A 16,732-nucleotide genomic window follows, 5' to 3' on the forward strand; every position below is an offset into this window, starting at 1 on the left:
AACGGTGGCGATCCTGACGTGTCCCTTCGTCCCCCGCCGAACGGGTGACGGGCATCGCGGCTGGGCCGGAGGAGGACGGGATGCGCGGCGTGCGCAGTGGCTTCGTCACGACGAACGACGGGGTGCGGTTGCACTACCTGGAGGCCGGCAGCGGCCCGGACATGCTCCTCGTTCCCGGCTGGTCGCAGACCGCCGCGCAGTGGCGGCACCAGATCGCCGACTTCGCCCGCACCCACCGCGTGATCGCGGTCGACCACCGCGGTCACGGCGAGTCCGGCAAGCCGGACCACGGCTACCGGGTCGCCCGGCTGTCGGCGGACATCCACCAACTCGTCCACCGACTGGACCTGACCGACGTCGTCTGGGTGGCCCACTCCATGGGATGCGCCGTGGCGTGGTCCTACTGGGACCTGTTCGGTGGGGACCGACTGGCGCGGCTCGTGCTGTTCGACGAGCCCGCCGTCCTGATCCGGCAGCCGTACTGGCCGGACGGTCAGGCCGAGCGCCTCGGTGCGCTGTACGGCCTCGGGCAGATCGCCGACGTCGTCGCGGGACTGCGCGACCCGGCCTCGGACGCCGCCGTCCTCAGCGCCGGGTTCCTGGACGGCATGTGGACGCAGGCCGCCGACGAGGAGGACCGGAGGTGGGTGCTCGGCCAGAACCTGCTCCTGCCCCGGGAGTACGCCGGGAGACTGCTGCTGGACAACGTCATGCAGGACTGGCGCGACGTCCTGCCCAGGATCACCGTTCCCACGCTGGTGATGGGGGGCGACGACAGCGTGATCCCCACCGCCGCCGCGAACGCGGTGGCTGCGGCGATCCCCGACGCCACCGTACGGATCCTGCGCGAGCGCAGCAGCCACTTCGCCTTCTGGGAGAACCCTGCCGCGTTCAACGGCGAGGTCAGGGCCTTTCTCGGGGTGCCCGGCGCCGACGGCGCGCCCCAGGAGGCCCCCGTCCTGGGGTGAACCGACGGAGCGGGGCGGGGCAAGGGAACCGTACGGAGCCCGACCGCGCCGAGCCCTCCTCCCGGAGCGCGGGCGGAAGCGCGCCGGCTCGGTACGGCGGCGGACGGACGGCCGGCATCGGGGGCGCGGGCCCCGTTTGCCCGCCGGCGGGCCGGGACGTCGCGGCATGTGCGGGACGATGACTCGGAGCGGGTGCGGGGCCGTTGCGCGGGGAGGGTGCCCGAACCCCGGAGGGGACATCGCGCCGGTCCGTCCCCCGCACCTGGAGTTCGCTCGCCGGTCGATCGAACGCACCCGAGGGAGGCAGTCATGAAGCGTCTGGTCACGGTCGTCACCGGCGGCAGCCGCGGCATCGGCGCCGCCGTCTGCCGGCGGCTCGCGGAGGACGGGCACGACGTCGTGGTGGGCTACGTACGGGACTCAGGGGCTGCCGAGGACGTGGCCGCCGCCGCCCGCCTCGCCGGTGTGCGGGCCGTGACCGTGCAGGCCGACACGTCGGTGGAGGCGGACGTCGAGCGGCTCTTCGACACCGCCGAGCAGAGCCTGGGGCCGGTGACCGGACTGGTCAACAACGCGGCCGTGACCGGTCCGCTGGGGCGGCTGGCCGACGTCGGCACGGGCGTGCTGCGGCGGGTCGTCGACGTCAACGTCACGGGCGCGCTGCTGTGCGCCCGCCGGGCGGCGCAGCTGATGACCCCCCGCGGTGCCGGGGCGATCGTGAACATCTCCTCCGGCGCGGCGACGCTGGGCAGCCCCGGCGAGTACGTCCACTACGCGGCGACCAAGGCCGCCGTCGACACCCTCACCCTGGGCCTGGCCAAGGAACTCGGTCCGGACGGCATCCGCGTCAACGCCGTCGCGCCCGGGGTCGTCGACACCGACATGCACACGGCGATGGGCGAGCCCGGCCGGGCCCACCGGATGGGCGCGGAGGTGCCCCTGCGCCGTGCGGGCCGGGCCGAGGAGATCGCCGCGGCGGTGGCGTGGCTCATGTCGCCGGAGGCGTCGTACACCACGGGGGCCGTGCTGCGGGTGGCGGGCGGACGGTGAGAACCCCGGACGGTCTGCGTCGGCGCCTGCGGGAGCCGAACCGGTCACCGGCCGGTCCGGTGCCCGGAGTCCGAGACGGCCGGTGCCGTCCGGGCCGACGGCCGGAAGCGGCGGTCGGCCGCGAGCCCTCGCCCGGTGCTTCGTCGGCCGAGCCCGGCCGCAGGATGGTCGACCGGGGGCAGGACTACAGGAACTCGCCGGCCGGCTCGGTGTCGGCGAGTTTCGCCGTCATCGGTCCCCCGGGCGGCAGCCTGCACACGCTCGCCCGACACGACTCCTCTGGCCGGGTGAGCGTCAGGCCGCCTCGATGACCTCGCAGCGGACGGCCTCGGCCCACTCGACCACCAGCAGTTCGTACTCCTCCCGCTCCTGGGCCGTCAGCCTGCCGCCCGTGCGCAGCCACAACGCCCGTATCAGCTCGTTCACTTCGGCGGCAGAACGCACGGAACCACAGGGGATGGAATCGGGGGACATACGGACAAGCCTAGGGGCAAGGACTGACACTGCGCTACCGGACCACTACGCAGACCGTATGGAGTGGGTCACGGCCCGGGACAACCGCCGCGCCTCGTGACGGGGCAGTCCTCGGTCAGCCCGCCGATTCCGCCGCGTGCGGGCTCAGCACGCCCGCCGTCACCAGGCAGATGATGACGATGCCGAGCACGATCCGGTACCAGACGAACGGCATGAAGCTCTTGGTCGAGATGTACTTCATGAACGAAACTATGTCGACGTGTCCTGAGCGGCTTTGACCTGCTGGTTTCCACCACTTTTCAAGATCGAATGGTAGAGGAGTCGGAGATGGCGCCTTCCAGTGCCCTCCCTCGCCGACCACGAACGGCGCAGCCACCTGCTTTGCAGCGAATCGGAAATCTCCTGCTCCATGGCCAGGGCAACGTGCGAGTAGAGACCATCCACGCCGGCGACCTCGCGGCCCATGCGGGTCTCCACGGCGATGCGACTGTGTCGATCTTCATCCAGCCACTCCTTGCCGCCGTGACGAAGCAGGTACAGCCGCTTTCCGGCGTTCGTGGTCGCGGGGAACCGGCCCCTGACCCGCGGCCAAACTGTCCAACAAGGCACTGGCCGCAGTGCGCGCCTCGGTCGCTCACCAGCCCGGATCAGATTTTCGGCAAGGGCAGGATGCATGTGGCCGACTGGGACGACAACGGTGCCCCGGATGAGCTGATCGGCACGCGAAGAGCTGTGCGGCGGTGACCTGCATGCCCTGGCGGTCGCCGGAGGTGCTCCAGCGGTCACCGCGCTCCAGCGGGCGCCGGCCGCGTTTCTGCGTCTGTCTGCCGGGTGATCTCCGCACCGGGGCACCGCTGCTGTGGCACTCGTGCCCGTACGGGGCGGTGTAGCCGGTGGTCGGGTGCACGGTTGCCTCGGGTTGTCGGTGCTGTCGGCTAGCGTGCGAGGTATGCGCTACTTCAATACGGCCGGGCCGTGCGTCCCCACGCGTCACTACATGGTGCCGGCCCAGGAGCGGCTGCCCAGGGCCCGCGGATACATCGAGCAGGGTCAGTACTTCGTGGTGCACGCGCCACGGCAGACCGGGAAGACGACGGTGCTGGCGGCGATGGCCGGGGAACTGACGGCCTTGGGCCGGTACGCGGCGCTGCACTTCTCGTGCGAGAGCGCGGAGGTGGCCGGGGAGGACTACGGCCAGGCCGAGCTGTTGGTGCTGGAGGCGATTCGGCGGTCCGCGGAGTCCGCTGGGCTTTCTGATGAGCTCGCGCCCCCCGCCTCCTGGCCCGACGCGGTGCCCGGGTCCCGGCTCACGCGGGGGCTGACTGAGTGGGTGCGGAGCTGTCCGCGTCCGCTGGTGCTGTTCTTCGACGAGATCGACGCGCTGCGGGGGGAGAGCCTGCGCAGTGTGCTGCGCCAGTTGCGCGATGGCTTCACTGTCAGCCGTGACGGCTTCCCTCATGCGGTGGTGCTGTGCGGGCTGCGGGATGTGCGTGACTACAAGGCGGCCTCGGGCGGGGATCCGGGGCGCCTTGGTACGTCGAGTCCGTTCAACATCAAGGTGGCGTCGTTGCGGTTGGGTGACTTCACCGAGGCCGAGGTCGCCGAGCTGTACGGGCAGCACACCACGCAGACGGGCCAGGATTTCACGGTGGATGCGCTGGAGCGTGCCTTCGGCTTTACCCAGGGACAGCCGTGGCTGGTCAACGCGCTGGCCCGGGAGGTCGTCGAGGAGATGGGGGTGCCGTCGGACACGCCGATCACGGCCGAGCACATGGAGGAGGCGAAGGAGCGGCTGATCCTGGCGCGTGCGACGCATCTGGACTCGCTGGCCGCCAGGTTGGGCGAGGACCGGGTGCGGCGGGTGATCCAGCCGGTGATCGCGGGCGAGCTGCTCCTGCCGACGGACACGTACGACGACGATCTGGCGTACGTGCGCGACCTGGGGCTGGTCGCTCCGGACGCGCCGGTGCGGGTGGCCAATCCGATCTACCAGGAGGTCATTGTCCGGGTCCTGGGAAACAATACGGAGGGCCAGGTCGTCGCCGTCCCGAGCAGCTTCCGGTTGCCGGACGGCCGGATCGACATGGACAAGCTGTTGCATTCGTTCGCGGAGTTCTGGCGGGAGAACGGCGAGATCCTGGCCACCGCCTCGACCTACCCGGAGGCCGCAGCACAGCTGGTGATGATGGCCTACCTGCACCGGATCGTGAACGGGGCGGGTTTCATCGACCGGGAGTACGGGGTCGGCCGTCGCCGGGTCGACCTGCTGATCCGTCAGCCCTACACCGCTGCCGACGGTTCGCGGGCGGTGCAGCGCGAGGCGCTGGAGCTGAAGGTGTGGCGCCAGGGCCGCACCGACCCCCTCGCCGAGGGGCTGGCACAGTTGGACGACTACCTGGACCGCATGGAGCTGTCCACGGGTACCCTCGTCGTCTTCGACACCCGCCCGCAGGCAGCCCCGGTCCACGAGCGCACCGCCTTCTCGCAGCAGACCACGCCCTCCGGGCGCACCGTCACCCTGCTGCGCGCCTGACGGCCGGGAGACCTCAGCCAGGAGCGCCCCCGGATCTTCCTTCCGTGGCCCATACGGATCCTCGCGCTCAACGACTCCCACCTCGTCCCGCTCCGCAGCCGCCTCATGCGGGCGGTCGGCGTGCTCGTCCGCTACGGGGACGATCCCGCCATACAGCAGCTGATCGACGACAAGGTGGGGCCCAAGGCGCCATACAGCTCAGCAGCCGCCATGGCCCTGGCCCTGCAGCGCGCCTGCGACCGGCCCGCCGCCGCGCCCACCCCGGTCGCAACGACGCCCACACCCGCCGTCGACCCGGCACGCTCCCGAGTCGACCTGGAACCTGCTGGAACATCTGGACCCGGACGACCTGAAGGCCGGCATTACCCTCACCGGCCGGCACGAGAAGACGGTGTGCTGGTGCGCGTGATCGAGTACCGCGTCGACGGGGGCGAAGTGATCCGGCTGCTGACCGACCTGTTCGACCACGATGCCTACCCAGCAAGGGAGTTGGCCGTCCTGTATCACGAAAGGTGGGAGGTGGAATCGGCCTATCGGCAGATCAAGACCTTCCAGCGGGGCCGGCAGGAAGTTCTGCGATCCACCGACCCGCAGCTGGTGCGCCAGGAAGTGTGGGCGCACCTGGTCGTGCACCACTGTCTGACCGGCATCATCATGCAGCTCGCCGACAGCAACGGCATCGACCCGGACCGCATCTCGTTCGTCAAGGTCCTCAAGCACACCCGACGCAGCGTGGTCCGCCAGCTCGCCGACACCCCGCCGAAGATCCGCAGGTTCCTGACCGCTCTGGCGGCAAAGGTCCGCCGGAAACTCGACAGTGGCACCCGCCGACTTCGAGAGGCAGACCGCTTCCTCAAACGGCCCAACTCGCTTTACTCCTATCGGCCGAAGGGCAAACCGAAAGCCCCACCACGCCGCGTACCCGCCAGGACCATCACGCTGCAGGCGGCGATAGTTCAGTAGTCAAACAACGGCATTGCGTGCCGGGTGGAAAGTGGCAGACCGTGATCGCCAGGCCGGTTTCGGCGGCGAGCGCGGCCAGTTCCGCTTTCCAGGCGCGGTAGCGGTAGCTGTAGGAACCGCCCGCGTCCACGGTGATCAGCAGCCGGGTTGCGGCCGGGTAGTCGAGCTGACCGCGGGCCTGCCACCAGCGGCGGATCGTGGCCACCGCGAAGGCAGAGGTGTTGTGATCGACGCCGACGCTGACCCATCCGGTGTCAGCGGCCAAGTCGTAGACGCGGTAGGGGATCGCGGTCTCGCCCGTGGGCCCGGTGAAGAAGCTGTGATCCTCGACCTGGACCGGCTCGCCCTTGGGCCGCCACTCGCGTCCAGCGTTCGGCAGCTGCCCGAGCATCTCCTTCTTTTTGGCATCGACGCTGATCACCGGCTCGCCCGCGGCCTGGAACTGCTTGACTTGATCGTTGATGTAGTGGAACTGCGCGTCCCGATCCGGGTGCTGGTCACCTTCCAGCGTCTTGGCATTCGACTGCAGGCTGAAGCCGTTCTCCCGCGGAAGCCGGCCGACGGTCACCGGCGAGACACGGTGTCCTCGCCTTGTGAGATCCGCCGCGAGATGCCGCAGTGACTTCGTCGTCCAGTGCAGCGGCGACATCGGATCGCCGCGTTCGTCCGGCTCGACCAGGCTCAACAAGGCGGGCAACAGTCCCGGATCCAGCTCGGTCGCGGTCTTGCGCCCACCGCCCGGCCTACGGATCCGACCTCCCTCAAGGGGCTCGCCGCCCGCCTCCAACTCGAAGACACCCTTGCGTACGGTGCTCTCGCTCGCGCCGGCGATCCTGGCCACGGCCCGCACCCCGCCGTGGCCCAACAATCTCGCCTCGGTCGCGAGCGCGAGTCGACGCTGCCGCTCGTTTTTTAGGTGGGGCAGCAACACCTCGATCCGAACGGCGAGTTGAGCCAGCACCGCGTCCTTGATCGCCATACCAGATCAACGAGGCGGGACCCAAGAAGCAATACCTTGTTCGCGTACAGGTCCACTTCCTGCGCAACGTGTTCAGTGTGATCAGCAAGGAAGCTGCCGAGATGGCCGCCGCCACGATCCGCACGATCTTCGCCCAGCCCACCGCGGATGCGGTCCGCACCCAGCTCGACACCGTCGCCGACATGCTCGGCACGCAGTTCCCCAAGGTCAAAGACATGCTGCTGGAGGCGAAGGACGACCTGACCGCCTTCGCCGCCTTCCCCGAGCGACATTGGAAGAAGATCCGGTCCACCAACCCGCTGGAGCGGATCAACCGCGAGGTCAAACGCCGCACCGACGTCGTCCAGGTCTTCCCCAACGACGACGCGCTCCTGCGGCTGGTCACTGCAGTGCTCTTCGAACTGCACGACGAATGGATCGCCTTCCCCCGCCGCTACCTCCCCGAAGGCAGCATGGACCAGCTCTACCCCGCCCAGCGCCCCGAAAGCGCCCCCGCGCTACCCAACACCACCAACACGACCGCCGGATGATCGGCTACACCACGACAAGGGGCACGACCCCGAGCAGGCTACGACCAGGGTGCAGCGTCCGTGGCTTCACCCCGTCTCCAGCCTCGGAACCCCTACCCACGGCGACGGGCGTCGGGCGGCGGGATCACCTGGCCGTAGGGGATCGCTAGGGGTTAGCCCGAGTCTCGCCTGCTTCATAGCGTGCAGCTCTGACCTGGGCAATCGCCCGACCGACGAGGAATGACGGGGTTGTATGGACAGCGTCAGCGTGCTGATCAGCGGGGCCGGGCCGACCGGGCTGACCCTCGGACTGGAGCTGGCCCGCCGGGGCGTAGCGGTGCGGATCATCGACAAGGAGGAGAGCTTCACGACCGCCTCGCGCGGCAAGGCCGGTATCCAGCCGCGCACCCTGGAGGTGTTCTACGACCTCGGGGTCATCGACAGGGTCCTGGCGTCCGGTACGCAGCGGCTGCCGTTCCGGCGCTACCGCCGTGACCGGCTGATCAACGAGACCATCCCGTACCTCGACAACGCGCCCACCCAGGGCGAGCCGTTCCGCCGGCTGCACTTCATGCCGCAGTCGCGGGTCGAGGAGATCCTGCGGGAGCGGCTCGCCGAGTACGGGGTCGCCGTGGAACTGGGCACCGAGCTGGTCGAGTTCGAGCAGACGGACGTGGACCGGGTGACGGCCACCCTGGCGACCGCGCAGGGCACCGAGCAGCTGTCGGCCGCGTATCTCGTCGGCTCTGACGGCGGCCGCAGCCTGGTCCGCAAGCAACTCGGCATCTCCTTCGAGGGGTTCACTGAGGAGGAGAAGCAGCTGATCGTCGGGGACGTCCAGATCGATGGACTGGCTCCGGACGCCTGGTACCAGTGGCTGGACCTCGACCTCGGTGTGGTCATGCTGTGCCCGCTCAGCGGCACGCGCTCCTGGCAGATCCAGGCCACGCCTCCCGTGGACGCGGACGGCCGGCCCATGGAGCCGTCGGTTCAGGCCCTTCAGCGGGCCGTCGACCGGGCCACCGGGATGCCGATCCGGGTGCATGACGCGACCTGGCTGTCGACCTCGCGGATCAACGTACGGATGGCCGACCGGCTGCGGGTGGGCCGGGTGTTCCTGGCCGGGGACGCCGCGCATGTCCACCCCGTGCTCGGGGCGCTGGGCGCCAACACCGGTGTCCAGGACGCCTACAACCTGGGCTGGAAGCTCGCGCTGGTCCTCGCCGGGGCGGTGCCGGAGCTGCTGGACACCTACCAGGAGGAGCGGCTGCCGGTGGCACGCTGGACGCTGGACACCAGCGTCGCCAGCACCAGAGCCGTGTTCGAGGAGATGACCGGCGGCATCGGCGGCGCCGAGGCCGGTCTGACCCAGGAGACGCTGCAGCTCGGTCTGGAGTACCGGGCCAGTTCGCTGAGCCGCGCGATGCTCGGCGAGACCGACACCGGCGTACAGGCGGGCGACCGGGCCCCGGACTCGGTGTGCCTGGACATGGCCGGCCAGCTCGTGCGGCTGTTCGACGTGTTCCGTGGGCCGCACTTCACGCTGCTCGGCTTCGGCGCGGGCTGCGAGACGGCCCTGCGCGAGGTGGCGGCCGGGACCCCGGACGACCTCAGGACCTGCCTGCTCGGCGAACGGCCGGCGGCGTACGGACTCGGCGCCGACACGCTGGTCCTCGTCCGCCCGGACGGCTATATCGGGCTCACCGCGCCGTCGGGGGACAGCGCGGCGGTGCTCGGTTACCTCGGCTCACTGCTCGGCGGCACGGTGCCCGCCGCCACCGCCTGATCAGGTCCCACGGAAGGGAGAGTGCAGATGGTCTACCGCCCCGACTACTTCCGGCCACCGGACCTGGGGACGCAGTGGGACCTCATCGAGGAGTACCCGCTGGGCCTGATGGCGCTGTCGGTGGAGGGCCGGCCCGCCGCCGTCCACATCCCGTTCGTGCTCGACCGGCACGCTTGGCCCTACGGCAAGCTGCGCGGGCATCTTTCGCGGGGCAACCCGATCTGTGAGGCGCTCGCCGGCAATGTCGAGGTGGTGGTGGCGTTCCTGGGCCCCAGCGCCTATATCTCGCCCGACCACTACGCCTCCCAGCCGCACTTCCCGACGTGGGCCTACGCCGCCGTGCATGTCACGGGGCGGCCGCGGCTGCTGGACGAGGTGCGCACCATGCGCCAGCTCGACGATCTGATCGAGGACCAGGAGAGCCGGCTCGCGCCGAAGGAGCCCTGGTCGCTGCCGCGCCGGGCGAGCGCGCTGTTCGACGAGTATCTGCGGCTCATCCAGGGCTTCGAGATCCCGATCGGGCGCATCGACGGCGTGTACAAGCTGGGCCAGAACAAGTCCCCGGCCGACATGGCCTCCCAGACGAAGGCCTTCCGGGAGCGCGGCACGGACAGCATGGACCGGCTCGCCGACTACATCGAGCACCACAACGACCTGCCCCAGCAGGAGCGCGGCCACGGTTCGGATCGGCCCGCGCAGGGGACGGGCTGACCCGCCGTAGGACGGGAGCACGACGAAGGCGCCGCCTCCGAAGAGGCGGCGCCTTCGTCGTCGTTCCTACTTCCGCGGGGCGACGCCCGCCAGGCCGTGGCGCAGCAGGGCGTAGGCGTGATCGGCGTCGGCGACCGCCTCGGGGTGGACCTCGTCCGCGGACCGTCCCGCGACGATGCGCCGCCAGTTCACCGACGCCAGGATGCGCTCGGTGGCGATCACCTGGCCGGCCAGCAGGGCCGCGGTGATCTCGCGGTCCGAGTCGAGCGCGCCGGCCAGGGTCTCGGCCAGCGCGTCCTCGGCCTGGGCCAGGTACTTGCTGACGCGCGCCACCAGGCTCGGCGTGGAGTACACGAGATGGTGAAAGGCCAGGACGTCCTCGTCGTCGTTGAGCCCCGTGATGGGGTCCCGGGCCGCCAGCCCGTCCAGGAAGTGCTGGTGCAGCGCGTCGATCGCGGACACCCCGGGCGGCCGCTCGGCCACGACGCTGCTGGCCACCGTCTGGTGGTCGGCGAAGCGGTGGACGACCAGGTCTTCCTTGGTGGGGAAGTACTTGAACAGCGTGGGTTTGGAGACCTCGGCGACCGCCGCGATGTCGACGACCGAGACCTGGTCGAACCCGTGCTCCAGGAAGAGCGTGATCGCCGTGTCGGAGATCGTCTCTCGCGTTCGCTGTTTCTTGCGCTCCCGCAAGCCCATCGGCGCATTCACCAGGCCATCCTAGCACATCCCTTACCGGGGCAATCAGGTGACCGAGTCTGTGAATTGACTTGGTTAAGAAATTTGCTCTAGTGTCCGCCGCGGAAGACGGACGGGCTGCCGCCCGGGCTGACGGAAGGACGGGCAGGACATGGCACAGGCAACAGCGGCCTCCACCGAGAGGTCGGTGCGCTACCGGTGGTGGGGGCTGGGGGTGATCGCCCTGGCCCAGCTGATGGTCATGCTGGACATGACCATCGTGAACATCGCCCTGCCCTGGGCCCAGCAGGACACCGGGATGTCGGACGCGAGCCGGCAGTGGGTGGTGACCGCTTACACCCTCGCCTTCGGCGCGCTGCTGCTGCTTGGCGGGCGCGTCGGCGATCTCGTCGGCCGCAAGCGCGCGTTCATCGCCGGGGCCGTCGGCTTCGCCGCCGCGTCGGTCGTGGGCGGCGCCGCGCCGAACGCCGAGGTGCTCGTCGCCGCCCGCGCGGCCCAAGGCGTGTTCGCCGCGCTGCTCGTCCCCTCGACCCTGGCCATGCTCGCCACCACCTTCACCGAACCGCGGGAACGCGCCAAGGCGTTCGGCGTCTTCAGCTCGGTCGCCAGCGCGGGCGGCGCCATCGGACTGCTCGGCGGCGGTGTGATCACCGAGTGGCTCGACTGGCGCTGGTGCTTCTACGTCAACGTCCCGATCGGCGCGGCTGTGGCGGCCGGGGCCTGGCTGCTGCTGCCGGCCATGCCCGCCAACCGCCAGCGGATCGACGTACCCGGCGCGGTGCTCTCAGCCCTCGGGATGCTCTCCCTCGTCTACGCCTTCGACCAAGCCGCGACCCACAGCTGGACCTCGGCCCGCGTCCTCGGCTGCCTCGCCGCCGCACTGGTGCTGCTCGCCGCGTTCGGCCTGGCCCAGGCCAAGGGGCCGGTCCCGCTGTTGCCGTTGCGGCTGGTCGCCGACCGCAACCGGGCGGGAGCGAGCCTGACCATCGCGCTGGCCATGGTCAGCCTGTTCGGCCTCTTCCTGATCCTCACCTACCAGCTCCAGGTGGTGATGGACTTCTCGCCGCTGCGTACGGGCCTCGCGATCCTGCCGGCGACCGTCGCGACCGTGCTCACCTCCACCCAGATCGCCGCCCGGCTGGTGCCCCGCGTACCGCTGCGCATGCTGGTGGTGCCGGGCCTGCTCATCGCGATGCTGGGCCTGCTGAACCTCGGCCGGCTCACCCCCGACAGCTCCTACGCCTCCACCCTGATGCCCACCCAGATCCTCCTCGGCATCGGCGTCGGACTGGTCATCTCGCCCTGCATCAGCGCCGCCACCTACCGGGTGCCGCCGCAGGAGGTCGGTGTCGTGTCCGCGTTCGTCAGCACCTCCCAGCAGCTGGGCGGCTCCATCGGCACGGCGCTCCTCAACGCCATCGCCACGAGCGTCACCGCCGACCGGATCGCCTCCGGCGGCCGCGGCGAACGGGCCGTCACCGAGGCGACCGTGCACGGCTACGCCCTCGCCAGCCTGTGGGCCGCGGGCATCACCGGCGTCGCCGCGCTCCTCGCCGGCCTGCTGATCACCATCGATCTGCGCAGGCCCGCACAGGCCCCCGCCGAGCAGGCCCGGACCGCGGAAGGCGATCTGGCGCCCAGCAGCTGACCCCGCCCCGAAGACCAGCAGCCGCGGGTACCTCCCCCGGCCCGGTGGCTGCTCAGGCCGCCCGTCGAGACTGACCGTCAGACCCGGCGGGCGGCCCCTATCAGGCCCCTACACCCCCTCTTCCGACCGTGGATCAACGCCGTCGGGGCGGGGGCGTACGTAGGCTCAGCGCGACCCGTGAACGGCCCGTGGCCGTCATTTCCGAGGATGTGCCCATGATTCAGGATTCAGTCCCGCTGGAACTCGACGACGCGTTCATGCAGGACCCCCACTCCGTGTACGCGCGCCTGAACGCCGAAGGCTCGGCGCACCGGGTGATGATGCCTCCCGGGGTTCCCGTCTGCGGCGGCCTGCCGGTCTGGCTGATCACCGGCTACGAGGAAGTGCGCTCCGCCCTTGCCGACCCCCGGCTGAGCACCGACCTGAACAGGACGGACCGGCTGTTCGCGCAGAACGAGCCCGACCGCAACAAGCGCGGCGCCTTCTCCTCCGCCCTCGCCACCCACATGCTGCACTCGGACCCGCCGGACCACACCCGGCTGCGCAAGCTGGTCAACAAGGCCTTCACCAGCCGCGCCATCGAGAAGCTCCGCCCCGAGATCGAGCAGATCACCGGCGAACTGCTCGCCGCGCTGCCGGACGACGACACCGTGGACCTGTTGGACGCGTTCGCGTTCCTCCTGCCGATCCGGGTGATCTGTCTGCTGCTGGGCGTGCCGCTGGAGGAGCAGGAGAACTTCAAGTCCTGGTCCAAGGCGCTCGTCTCCGGCGACTCGCCGGCCGCGACCGCCGCCGCCTCGACCGCGATGATCGAGTACCTCGGCGAGCTGATCGAGCGCAAGCGCCGTACGCCCACCGACGACGTCCTCGCCGCCCTGGTCTCGGCCCGTGACGTCGACGACCGGCTCACCGAGACCGAACTGGTCTCGATGGCCTTCCTGTTGTTCATCGGCGGCCACGAGACCACCGTCAACACCCTCGGCAACGGCACCCTGCACCTGATGCGGAACCTGGAGCAGTGGGAGGCGCTGCGCCAGGACCGCTCCCTGCTGCCCGGCGCCGTGGAGGAGTTCCTGCGGCTGGAGAGCCCGCTGAAGCACGCCACCTTCCGCTGCGCCACCGAGGACCTGCGCATCGGCGACACCGAGATCCCGGCCGGCGACTTCGTGCTGCTCGCACTGGCGTCCGCCAACCGGGACCCGGAGCGCTTCGGCGATCCCCACACACTGGACGTCCGCAGGCCCACCGGCGGCCATGTCGCCTTCGGGCACGGCATCCACTACTGCCTCGGCGCACCGCTGGCGAGGATGGAGGCGCAGGTGGCGTTCGGCGCCCTGCTCGACACATACCCCGCCATGCGTCTCGCCATCGACCCCGACGACGTGCGCTGGCGCACCAGCACGCTCATCCGCGGGCTCCACTCACTGCCGGTGCGGCTGAACCGCCCATAGAGTCCAGCCCCTGCGGCAGTTCGTCACGGCGGGACAGGTTGAGCTTGCGCAGGACACGTGTCATGTGCTGCTCGACCGTGCTGACCGTGATGAACAGCCGACGCGCGATCTCGCGGTTGGTGTGCCCCTCCGCCGCGAGCGCGGCGACCCGCAACTCGGCCTCCGACAGCACGTCGTGCACCTGCTCGGACGCCTCGTGCCCGGTCGCGCAGGCCCGGCCGTCGGCCGCCCGCTCCGCGTCGGGCAGCAGGTTCTGCGCGAGCGGCTGGGCATGGCACTTCTTCGCCATCCGATAGGCACGCCGTACGATCACCCGGGCCCGGTTGGACTGCCCCAGCAGGTGGTAGACGCGGCCCAGATCACCGAGGGCGTGCGCCAGCAGCAAGTCGCTGCCGGAGTCCTGGAGTTCGTCCACCGCCTCCCGCAGCGCCCGCAGCCGCTGCCGGGGTTCCATCGTCGAGGCCAGCAGCCGCAGGGCGTTTCCGTGCACCCTCGGGCAGCCCTTGTGCCGGGCCAGTTCCTCCCGCAGATAGGTGACGGCCTGGTCCGGCTCGCCCAGCCGCAGCCGGGCCTCGGCCACCCCGGTGCGCCACGGGATGAGCGTGGTGTCGCCCACCCCCCAGCTCTCCAGGGCCTTCCCGCAGGCCAGGAAGTCACCGAGAGCCGCCTGAAGACGCCCCGTGGCCAGATGGAAACGACCCCGGGCGTACAGGTAGTGCTGGCCGAACAGCGTCTCGAACACCGCCTCGGGCACCGGCCGGCTCAGCCGGGCCCGCGCCTCGTCGTAGCGGCCCATCGCGGTCAGCGCGAACACCGAACTCGCCAGCGGCATACCGATGCTGAGCCCCCAGCCCCGCGACGACATCCGGGACAGCGCCAGTTCGCTGTGCTTCTCGGCCTCCAGCAGCCGGCCCTGCCTGATCAGGTTCGCCGCCCGCAGCGAGGACAGCAGCGCGTCCCAGGTAGGGATGTTCCGCTCCCGGGCCGCCTCCAGCAGCGTGGTGCACCAGGCGTCGACCTGTTCCGTGCGGTCGGCGTAGTACAGCGTCATCAGCGCCAGCGGAATGGTCTCCAGCGTCGGCGTCAGACTGGACATCTCCAGCACATGCGCGGCCCCGACCACCGCGGGCTCCGGCTCACCGCCCCGCAGGACGACGGACAGGGCGGTCGCCGCGTGCAGACGCGGCTGCGCGGCGATCGCCGCCGGGGCGATCTCGTCGGCGACATCCAGGGACACATCGCCGAACATGCGCCGGTGGAACGGCGGGCACAGCACCGACAGCCACTGCTGCAGCGCCCTGACCTCCTCCACGCCCTGCTCGCCCGGATCGTCGGCCAGTTGCCGGTCGACCAGGCGCAGTACGTCCGCGGCCTCGTCCACATAGCCGTGCCACACCAGGTTCTTGATCAGGGACATCGCCCCCGAGGTGGCCGTCAGATGCCCGGCCTCCAGAGCCTCCTTGAGTTCCGGCAGCCGGCGCATGGCCTTGGCCGGGTCGACCTGCCAGGCGGACAGGGTGCGCTGGAACAGGATCGACGCCCGCAGCGGCCCGTCCGGGCAGATGGCGTGGGCCAGGTCGAACAGCCGCATCGCCTTGGGGAACTCGTCGTGGGCGAGCGCTTCGGCCGCGGCTTCCCGGAGCAGTGGGGGTGCCCAGGATTCCGCGATACCTCCCGCGGCCACGATGTGCTCGGCCACCGTGGCCGGATGCGCGCCGTTGTCGTGCAGCAGCACCGCGGCACGCCCGTGCAGCCGGGCCCGTTCCTCCGCGGAGACCTCACCGCACAGCACCGTGCGCATCCTCGGATGGCGCAGCCCCGGGCCCGCCAGCAGGCCCGCCTGGGTCAGCTCCTGGAAGAGCCGGGTGGGCGGACTGGCGCTGTTGCGATCGAGCAGCACCGTCAGGGCGTCCGGTCCCAGCACCGCCAGATGCCGGGCGAGATCGGCCGCGGGCGCGCTGACGCGGTGCACACAGTCGGCGACGGCGGAGTCGAACATCTCCCCGGCGACCGGCCGGGAAGCGGCCACCTCCGTGCCGTTCAGGGCATTGCGCGTGTCCTCGATCAGCGCCCGCGCCAGCAGCGGGCTGCCGCCGCTCGGCGCATGGAACTCCTCGGCGTCGGCCTCGTCCACCGGCACGCCCAGCCGGTCGAACAGCAGCAGCCGGATGTCGTCCGTGGTCAGCGGAGGCACCCGCAGCTGATGGAAGCCGGGCTGGCGGGCGAACTCGGCGCGCGCGGCGGAGTACGGAGGCAGGGCACCCGGCCGGTCGGTGAACACCGCCAGGACGCGCGAGGCGACCATACGGCGGGCCAGATGGCCGAGGCAGCCCAGCGACTCGGGGTCCGCCTCGTGGAAGTCGTCCACGGCGAGGACGAGGGGTTGCTCGTCGGCCAATTCCATGACGGCCGCGCAGAATTCGTCCATCGACTTGTCGAGTTCGCCTTCCGGGGCGCGGGTGACCGCCGCGAGGCTGCGGCCGACGGCCGCGAGAGTGTCACTCGTATGCTGTGAGGCTCCTTTGAATCGTCCCGTGTGCCACAGGAGTTGGTGGACGACGCCCCATGCGTTGGAGCGTTCCCTCGGTGAGCAGGCCGCCCTCAGGACGAGCGACCCGGATTTCGCCGCGTGCTGGGTGAATTCATGCAGGAGGGCCGTCTTGCCGACCCCCGCAGGGCCACTGACCAGGGCGATCGGACCCGCTCCGCGGTCGCGTGCGGTCAGCAGGTCATGCAATTGGGTGAGTTGTATGTCCCGTCCGACGATGGACATCCGCAAGATGCTCCCTATGGTGCCGAGGCTTCAGTATGTCTTCAGCCATCCTGCAACTTCAGGGAGTCCACTGAACTATCAGTGACTATCACCACAGCGATTTGACGCAAGTGCGACCGTCGGGAACGGAAATCCGGCCAACATCCGATCCGAGGGCAATGATCCGCCGTGGAGTTCGTCAAACAGCC

Annotated in this window: 11 protein-coding genes and 3 pseudogenes; 9 read left to right on the plus strand and 5 right to left on the minus strand. The window is 70.4% G+C overall.

Annotated elements, in window-relative coordinates:
• The first annotated feature begins 80 nt into the window (after positions 1-80).
• Together JS756_RS23735 and JS756_RS23740 are read left to right on the plus strand one after the other, a co-directional pair.
• Positions 81-968, plus strand: a complete 888-nt coding sequence (locus tag JS756_RS23735) for an alpha/beta fold hydrolase (protein ID WP_205385211.1) — start codon at positions 81-83, stop codon at positions 966-968.
• A gap of 309 nt (positions 969-1,277) precedes the next feature.
• A complete protein-coding gene (locus JS756_RS23740) occupies positions 1,278-2,018 on the plus strand; it encodes an SDR family oxidoreductase (protein WP_205385212.1) in 741 nt (246 codons plus the stop codon).
• Positions 2,019-2,312: 294 nt separating this feature from the next.
• Here the strand turns inward: JS756_RS23740 and JS756_RS23745 are convergent, their stop codons facing one another.
• Entirely contained in the window at positions 2,313-2,492 is a 180-nt protein-coding gene (locus JS756_RS23745; protein ID WP_205385213.1) for a hypothetical protein, read from the minus strand.
• A gap of 115 nt (positions 2,493-2,607) precedes the next feature.
• Positions 2,608-2,745 (minus strand): annotated as a pseudogene (locus JS756_RS23750) (undecaprenyl-diphosphatase); the annotation flags it as partial.
• A gap of 696 nt (positions 2,746-3,441) precedes the next feature.
• Here JS756_RS23750 and JS756_RS23755 point away from each other — a divergent pair.
• Both JS756_RS23755 and JS756_RS23765 read left to right on the plus strand, forming a co-directional pair.
• Positions 3,442-5,025 carry an ATP-binding protein gene (locus JS756_RS23755; RefSeq protein WP_240204251.1) on the plus strand — a complete coding sequence of 528 codons (1,584 nt, stop codon included), beginning with the start codon at positions 3,442-3,444 and terminating at the stop codon, positions 5,023-5,025.
• A gap of 120 nt (positions 5,026-5,145) precedes the next feature.
• A complete protein-coding gene (locus JS756_RS23765) occupies positions 5,146-5,988 on the plus strand; it encodes a hypothetical protein (RefSeq protein ID WP_240204252.1) in 843 nt (280 codons plus the stop codon).
• A gap of 16 nt (positions 5,989-6,004) precedes the next feature.
• Here the strand turns inward: JS756_RS23765 and JS756_RS23770 are convergent.
• Positions 6,005-6,967 (minus strand): annotated as a pseudogene (locus JS756_RS23770) (ISAzo13 family transposase); the annotation flags it as partial.
• A 41-nt stretch (positions 6,968-7,008) separates the two neighbouring features.
• Here JS756_RS23770 and JS756_RS23775 point away from each other — a divergent pair.
• From JS756_RS23775 to JS756_RS23785, 3 genes and pseudogenes are all read left to right on the plus strand, one after another.
• Positions 7,009-7,497 (plus strand): annotated as a pseudogene (locus JS756_RS23775) (transposase); the annotation flags it as partial.
• 232 nt (positions 7,498-7,729) lie between these two features.
• Complete coding sequence (locus tag JS756_RS23780) at positions 7,730-9,262, plus strand: FAD-dependent monooxygenase (RefSeq protein WP_205385215.1); 1,533 nt, start codon at positions 7,730-7,732, stop codon at positions 9,260-9,262.
• 27 nt (positions 9,263-9,289) lie between these two features.
• Positions 9,290-9,973: an FMN-binding negative transcriptional regulator gene (locus JS756_RS23785; RefSeq protein WP_205385216.1), complete on the plus strand. Its 684-nt coding sequence runs from the start codon at positions 9,290-9,292 to the stop codon at positions 9,971-9,973.
• A 66-nt stretch (positions 9,974-10,039) separates the two neighbouring features.
• Here the strand turns inward: JS756_RS23785 and JS756_RS23790 are convergent, their stop codons facing one another.
• Positions 10,040-10,684: a TetR family transcriptional regulator gene (locus tag JS756_RS23790; RefSeq protein ID WP_307790966.1), complete on the minus strand. Its 645-nt coding sequence runs from the start codon at positions 10,682-10,684 to the stop codon at positions 10,040-10,042.
• A 139-nt stretch (positions 10,685-10,823) separates the two neighbouring features.
• Here JS756_RS23790 and JS756_RS23795 point away from each other — a divergent pair, with 139 nt between their 5' ends.
• Together JS756_RS23795 and JS756_RS23800 are read left to right on the plus strand one after the other, a co-directional pair.
• Positions 10,824-12,320 (plus strand): MFS transporter, encoded by a 1,497-nt coding sequence (locus JS756_RS23795; RefSeq protein WP_205385217.1) that lies wholly within the window; start codon positions 10,824-10,826, stop codon positions 12,318-12,320.
• Between the two features lie 215 nt (positions 12,321-12,535).
• Positions 12,536-13,771, plus strand: coding sequence for a cytochrome P450 family protein (locus JS756_RS23800; RefSeq protein ID WP_205385218.1), 1,236 nt, complete (start codon positions 12,536-12,538; stop codon positions 13,769-13,771).
• On the opposite strand, the gene JS756_RS23805 is transcribed toward JS756_RS23800, so the two are convergent.
• Positions 13,725-16,544, minus strand: coding sequence for an AAA family ATPase (locus tag JS756_RS23805; RefSeq protein WP_205385219.1), 2,820 nt, complete (start codon positions 16,542-16,544; stop codon positions 13,725-13,727). The genes JS756_RS23800 and JS756_RS23805 overlap by 47 nt on opposite strands.
• Positions 16,545-16,732 lie beyond the last annotated feature (188 nt).

Source organism: Streptomyces actuosus, assembly GCF_016921115.1.
GTDB classification, from domain to species: Bacteria; Actinomycetota; Actinomycetes; order Streptomycetales; family Streptomycetaceae; genus Streptomyces; species Streptomyces actuosus_A.

Coding starts and splice junctions, on each gene's coding strand:
- JS756_RS23795 (WP_205385217.1), top strand. CDS start 10,824: ATGGCACAGGCAACAGCGGCCTCCACCGAGAGGTCGGTGCGCTACCGG.
- JS756_RS23735 (WP_205385211.1), top strand. CDS start 81: ATGCGCGGCGTGCGCAGTGGCTTCGTCACGACGAACGACGGGGTGCGG.
- JS756_RS23805 (WP_205385219.1), bottom strand. CDS start 16,544: ATGTCCATCGTCGGACGGGACATACAACTCACCCAATTGCATGACCTG.
- JS756_RS23755 (WP_240204251.1), top strand. CDS start 3,442: ATGCGCTACTTCAATACGGCCGGGCCGTGCGTCCCCACGCGTCACTAC.
- JS756_RS23800 (WP_205385218.1), top strand. CDS start 12,536: ATGATTCAGGATTCAGTCCCGCTGGAACTCGACGACGCGTTCATGCAG.
- JS756_RS23785 (WP_205385216.1), top strand. CDS start 9,290: ATGGTCTACCGCCCCGACTACTTCCGGCCACCGGACCTGGGGACGCAG.
- JS756_RS23740 (WP_205385212.1), top strand. CDS start 1,278: ATGAAGCGTCTGGTCACGGTCGTCACCGGCGGCAGCCGCGGCATCGGC.
- JS756_RS23780 (WP_205385215.1), top strand. CDS start 7,730: ATGGACAGCGTCAGCGTGCTGATCAGCGGGGCCGGGCCGACCGGGCTG.
- JS756_RS23745 (WP_205385213.1), bottom strand. CDS start 2,492: ATGTCCCCCGATTCCATCCCCTGTGGTTCCGTGCGTTCTGCCGCCGAA.